At 59.7% G+C, this 5,560-nt stretch carries 5 protein-coding genes; 2 read left to right on the plus strand and 3 right to left on the minus strand.

The genetic code is table 11. The annotated features are described in order from the left end of the window. Positions 1–138 precede the first annotated feature (138 nt). Both V6C16_RS07065 and V6C16_RS07070 read left to right on the plus strand, forming a co-directional pair. Entirely contained in the window at positions 139–366 is a 228-nt protein-coding gene (locus tag V6C16_RS07065) for a SlyX family protein (RefSeq protein ID WP_333542944.1), read from the plus strand. 43 nt (positions 367–409) lie between these two features. Further along, the gene (locus V6C16_RS07070; RefSeq protein WP_333542945.1) at positions 410–856 is read left to right on the plus strand and encodes a GNAT family N-acetyltransferase; all 447 of its coding nucleotides are present in this window, start codon (positions 410–412) and stop codon (positions 854–856) included. Positions 857–1,388: 532 nt separating this feature from the next. Here the strand turns inward: V6C16_RS07070 and V6C16_RS07075 are convergent. The 3 genes from V6C16_RS07075 to qmoB all read right to left on the minus strand — a co-directional run. After that, complete coding sequence (locus V6C16_RS07075; RefSeq protein ID WP_333536703.1) at positions 1,389–2,114, minus strand: hypothetical protein; 726 nt, start codon at positions 2,112–2,114, stop codon at positions 1,389–1,391. Positions 2,115–2,222: 108 nt separating this feature from the next. Then, positions 2,223–3,404 carry a quinone-interacting membrane-bound oxidoreductase complex subunit QmoC gene (gene qmoC, locus V6C16_RS07080; RefSeq protein WP_333536704.1) on the minus strand — a complete coding sequence of 394 codons (1,182 nt, stop codon included), beginning with the start codon at positions 3,402–3,404 and terminating at the stop codon, positions 2,223–2,225. Positions 3,405–3,417: 13 nt separating this feature from the next. Further along, the coding region (gene qmoB, locus V6C16_RS07085; RefSeq protein ID WP_333542946.1) for a heterodisulfide reductase subunit B at positions 3,418–5,560 on the minus strand (2,143 nt) is incomplete at its 5' end.

Raw genomic sequence — 5,560 nt, forward strand, 5'->3', positions numbered from 1 at the left:
GGAGGCGGCAGAGCAGCGCCTTGCCCGCGAAGCAGAGCGCGCACGGGACAGAAAGCCCGGCCGGGGCAATGACCGTGACCAAAAGTCCGGCAAATTTCCCGTCCCCGGACGCCGTGCCTGACGCACAGGAGAACAGTCATGCCCAATATGCTTGAAGAAAGGCTCACCCGGCTGGAAGAGCTGACGTTTTTTCAGGAAGAACGCATCGGCAAGCTGGACGCCGCCCTCACGGCGCAGCAGACCCAGCTTGATGCCGTGGAAAGGGAACTGGCCGACGCCCGCCTTGTCATCCGCGCCCTGCGGGACAAGGTGGCCCAGCAGCCGGAAAACACACTGCCGCCCCACTTTATGCCGGAACGCTGGTAAGGCGGCAGGCAGGGATAACAACGAGCCGCCCCAGGGAACAACCATGATCAGAACAGCCGCGCCACAGGACGAAGCTGCCATTCGGCAATGCGCCCGCCGGGCCTATGAGGGGTATATCCCGCTCATGGGCCGTGAACCTGCCCCAATGGCCGCCGACTTTGCCGCACAGATAGCGGCCGGGCTGGCGTATGTCTATCTGGGAGAAAACGGCGCGGTGCAGGGCTATATCGTTTTCTACCCCCAAAACGGACACATGCTGCTGGAAAGCGTGGCAGTGCTGCCCGAAGCCGCGGACCGGGGCATCGGCAAGGCGCTCATCGCCTTTTGCGAAGCCGAGGCCCGGCGGCTGCGCCTCAACGCGGTGTGCCTGTACACCAATGAAAAGATGACCGCCAACCTCAGCATCTATCCCCGACTGGGCTATACGGAAACCGGCCGCCGCACCGAAGACGGCTTCAGGCGTGTCTTTTTTGAAAAGCGCCTGAGCTGACCAGCCCGGCTCTGCCATGAGACGGCCTGCCCGGCAGGCAGGTAGGCAGGCAGGCACACGCAAGGTCTCCAAGTACGGACTGATCCTGCGGCAAATGTCTGCCCGCACCGTCGCCGGAAACCGTATACAATATTGTTCCAATAAAAATCCCGCCCCTCGCAGAGGGACGGGATTTTTTAAAGTGTTGTTCGCAGCGGCCCAAAGCATCTCCACTTTGTGCCGTCTGATTTTGCCTTCCTGATTGTGCTTGCCTGCTTGTGCCTGTATGGCGGCAACGCACAATCCGGTCTTGTGACCCAGTGTTGCCCGCTGGCTTCCCTGCCCATTTCACGGCGGGGAAAGGCCGACAAACCGGGCGTTCCGTCGTCTGTCCGTTTGCTGCGGCCTAAAAAAGCCGCAGGCAAGCGCTCCAGGGCCTGTTAACACTTGAAATGCTCACCTACGGCAGGCAAAAGCCTGCCTGCTCGCATTTCGTGGCAAGGATTTTCCTGAAAATCCTTGCAGAGCTAACTCATTTCATTCGTAAACTGCTCTAGAAGCCGAAGCCTTCCGAGCTGGCCCCGGAAGAACCAAAACCGAAATCGTCGGGTACGGCGTTTTCTTCCACAGCTTCAGCCACAGCCTCGTCGCCGGAGGCGGCAAGAGCGGCGCCGGCGCCGCCGGCCATGACCATGCCCTTGAGGCCGTCCTTGATGGCGTCTTTAATATTCACAAGCAGGTCGTCATGGTTGATGGCAACCTTGCCCTGGAACTCGGCCACCTGACGGCGCAGGCCGCCCATATCGGCATTCATGGCCTTGATCTTGGCTTCCAGCTCATCCACTTTTTTGGACAGGGCCTCGGCGCGGGCCTGGGCAGGCTCAAGAACGCGCACTTGCTCTTCAAGAGCCGTGGCGGCAGCGGTTTGCGCGGCCAGGCTGTCATATGTTTCGCCAAGGTAATCAACCACATGGTCAACCATAGCCTTGGTATGGCCGTCCATGGCGGGCAGAGAAACATTATCGCCAAGCAGGCTTCTGCCGTTATTCACAAAAGCGTCCCAGGACTGCCCTTCTTTCCATTCCAGTTCCGCAAATTTTGGAAAGCAGCGGGCCAGCCATGTGGCGGCAAAAGGCCCCACAGCCTTGGCGCAGGTATCGCAGACGATGGTGCGCCCGGCCACAAAACCGGCAACTTCCTTCACGTCCACGCCTTCCTTGCCCACCACGAGGGCAAGCACGGACTCCACAGGAAAAACTTTGCGAGATGTATCGGACATGGCGGCCTCCTCCTCGGAGATCGTAATTTTATTCAAGAAAACTTTAATGCCAACAGTGCAGACTCTGTAAGCGCTCCCGGCAGCCAGCCGCCGGGAGCGCCGCGCCAACTAACTTCTGCCGTACATGCGGGCGTACAACAGGGCCGCCGTGCGGTAGACAAAATGCCCGAGCTTGGACCAGGGCAGATAGGCGAAGAGCATCCACACAAAAACCAGGTGCAGGTAATACACCAGGAATGCAGGCACAATGGCGTCCGCCAGGCGGAAGCACTGCGACAGCACACCGGTAACCGCCACCAGCCAGATGATGCCGAGCAGGTACCAGTCGTACCAGTTGGATCCCTGGAACTTGGGGTTCAGGCGCAGACGGCGCACCGTGAGAAAACCCAGGCCCAGCAGCAGCATGAGCGCGCCGATGTTGGCAAGAATTTTCACGGGGAAGGTCAGGGGCATGGGCGTTTCAAAATGGATGACGGGCATCACCTTGCCGCCCCAGTGGGCAAAAGCCACGATGGCGGTTACGCATGCCAGGATGACAAAGCTCCACACCAGCAGAAAGTGTCCGTACTTGCGGCTGGGGGTTTCTTTGCCCGTGGCGGGACCGTTTTCGCAATCGTCGAACTTGCGGTGCGTGATGACTTCATCCCACAGCACGTCCCACAAATGCCAGATCCAGCATTTTGTTTTGCCGATAACGGTGGTCTTGCCCTCGGGCTTGAAGAGCGCCCACAGCTTCATGACGCCACGCGCCAGAATGAAAAGCGCGCCAAAGAACGTCAGGATGAAGATGGGGTCAATGGTATAGTCGCCGTAGAACACCTGACCGAACACAATGCGCCCGTCGGCAGCGCGGGGGAACCACTGGCCGCCGTTGAACCCGGCGCGAATCCACCACACCACAAGCCATATCACGGCAGGGATGCCGAAGAGAATGGGCAGGCCCGAGGGCTTGCTCATCCACTTGCCCACCACGGTGGGTTCGGTCAGATCTTTATAAATTACGTTGCGCGCCGCGCCCATAAGGTCGGCGGGCTTGGCTCCGCGCGGGCAAAGGTCCGAGCAGTTGCCGCAGTTGTGGCAAAGCCACAGGTCAATATCTCCACGCAGTTTGTCTTTGAGGCCCCAGGAGGCCCACACCATTTCCTTGCGCGGATAGGGCGCATTGGCAGGAGACAGTGGGCATGCCACCGAGCATGTGGCGCACTGGTAACACTTCTTGAGGGACTCGCCCCCCGCCTCTTCCAGCGCCCTGACAAACTCCAGATCAGGTTTGATGGTAATTTGTGCCATTGCTGCCTTCCTCCTACATGCCCTTGAACGGGTTGGGGCCCATGGCCACGATGCGATCCACAAAGCCGTCAATGATGGCGGGAACCTTGTCGTATTCATCAATGGCTACTTCAAGCAGTTCCACACGCTCGGGTTCAACACCCAGACGGTTGAGCGTCTCGGCGATATTTTCCTTGCGCTTGGCGCAGATTTCCGAACCCTTCACAAAGTGGCACTGGTAGTCATCGCCATACTTGCAGCCCAGCAGCATCACGCCGTCATAGCCCTTGCTCATGGCGTCAGACACCCAGATGGCGTTGACCGAACCAAGGCAGCGCACAGGAATGATGCGGCAATAGGGGCTCCAGGGCTTGTGGCGCTCACCGGCCATATCAAGGGCAGGATAGGCGTCGTTTTCGCAGGCCAGGATGAGCACGCGGGGGCCCTCTTTCTTGAAGTCCTTGGGCACCTGCACTTCACGGATCATGGAGCCGATCTGGTCAATATTGTAGTTGGCAAAGGAGATGACACGCTCGGGACACGCGCCGAAACATGTGCCGCAACGGCGGCAGCGCGTGGGATTGAGCCGGGGCGTTCCCTTTTCGTCATCGTCCAGAGCGCCGAAGGGGCATTCTTCAGTACAGCGTTTGCACTGGGTGCAGCGCACCATATTGAACAGGGGGTAGGAAAGGTCACCTGAACGCGGGTGTACTGACACGCCGTGGCTGGCCGCCTCAATGCACTGCACGGCCTTGAGCACCGCGCCCTTGGCGTCTTCTTCGCAAGCGTCCATGGTCAGGGGCTGGCGCACGCAGCCCGCCGCGTACACGCCGGTGCGGCGCGTTTCGTAGGGGAAGCAGATGTAGTTTGAGTCGGCAAAGCCGTCAAACAGCTGCAAGTCCGGAAAGTCCGGCCCCTGGCGGTAGTCAAAGTGGATGGTCACGTCCTTTGCCGTGGTGGGCACAAGGCCCGTAGGCAGAACAACCATGTCCACATCAAGGTCAAAGTCCATGCCGAGCAGCGTGTTTTTGCACTCCACAACCATGTGGCCGCCCGCTTCACGGATGTCGGTCACATCGGCCTTTGTCATCATGACGCCCAGACGTTCCTGCATTTTCTTGTAGAAACGCTCAAGAATGCCGGGAACCGTCATATCCTTATAAAGGATGAATGCCTGGCAGGCGTCGTTGGTCTTCTCGCAGACCGTATTGGCAAGGCGCAGCATGCCCACGCTGTTAACGGCATTGGAGTAAGACAGATGCCGGAGGCTTTCGAGGTCTTCTTTCACAAAAACCTCTTCGCCTTCCTCAGCCTCGGGGGCAGCGGCCGCCGCGGGCTTTTCATCACCGGCAGGGGCGCTTTCTTCAGCGGCCTTGGCCACGGCCTGTTCGGCCATGGTGGTATCAAGCACAAAAGCGATACGGTTGGCCTTCACCTGGTCTGCCACCAGCATTTTACCGAAAGTGGCGGCGTCCACCACCATAGGGCTTTTGCCAAGACCCATGGGAGCCAGATACTTCTGGTCAAGGGCAACCCAGCCCGTAGCCAGCACCACCGCGCCCACTTCCACTTCCACAGGGCCGGAAAGCGTACCGATAACGGCTTTGAATTCCCCGGGCTGGCCTTCCAGCTTTTCCATGTGGGCATTCATGTGAATCTTGATTTTGGGATTGCCCGTAACTTCGCTGACCTTGGCCACAAGGTTGGTGGGCTGCTTGTCCGTCCAGGGCGAAACCAGGGGAGAAGCCATAGGAATATTGTTGGCGGCGCCGCCGAGCTTGTCGGCTTTTTCCACCAGCACCACCTCATAGCCCGTGGCCGCGGCTTCAAGGGCCGCCGTAAGGCCGGTCCAGCCGCCGCCGATCACCAGAATGCGCTGCACGCCCGTTACCGATGCAGGCTCGGGGGCTTCGCTCTTCTGCAGTTTCACTACGCCCATGTTCACGTAGTCTCGGGCCATGAGCGTCAGCAGTTCGGGCGCGCTGGCGGAATCAACGGGCGTTCTGTCCGGATTCTTGTACGCCTGCACGCACTGCTCACGCAGGTTCACATGTTCCACCTGCACGGGCAGACGGTACAGTTCGCCGTCCACACGAGGGGAAGCGCCGCACAGCAGCACGCCGTCCAGGCCCGGGGCCTCGATGTCGGCCCGAATTTCGTCCACGGCCAATGCCAGC

Origin of the sequence: Desulfovibrio sp. 1188_IL3213 (assembly GCF_036763145.1) — a bacterium.
Lineage (GTDB): Bacteria > Desulfobacterota > Desulfovibrionia > Desulfovibrionales > Desulfovibrionaceae > Desulfovibrio.

Excerpts from the sequence above, each read along its gene's own strand:
- V6C16_RS07070 (WP_333542945.1), top strand. The coding sequence starts at position 410 with ATGATCAGAACAGCCGCGCCACAGGACGAAGCTGCCATTCGGCAATGC.
- V6C16_RS07065 (WP_333542944.1), top strand. The coding sequence starts at position 139 with ATGCCCAATATGCTTGAAGAAAGGCTCACCCGGCTGGAAGAGCTGACG.
- qmoC (WP_333536704.1), bottom strand. The coding sequence starts at position 3,404 with ATGGCACAAATTACCATCAAACCTGATCTGGAGTTTGTCAGGGCGCTG.
- V6C16_RS07075 (WP_333536703.1), bottom strand. The coding sequence starts at position 2,114 with ATGTCCGATACATCTCGCAAAGTTTTTCCTGTGGAGTCCGTGCTTGCC.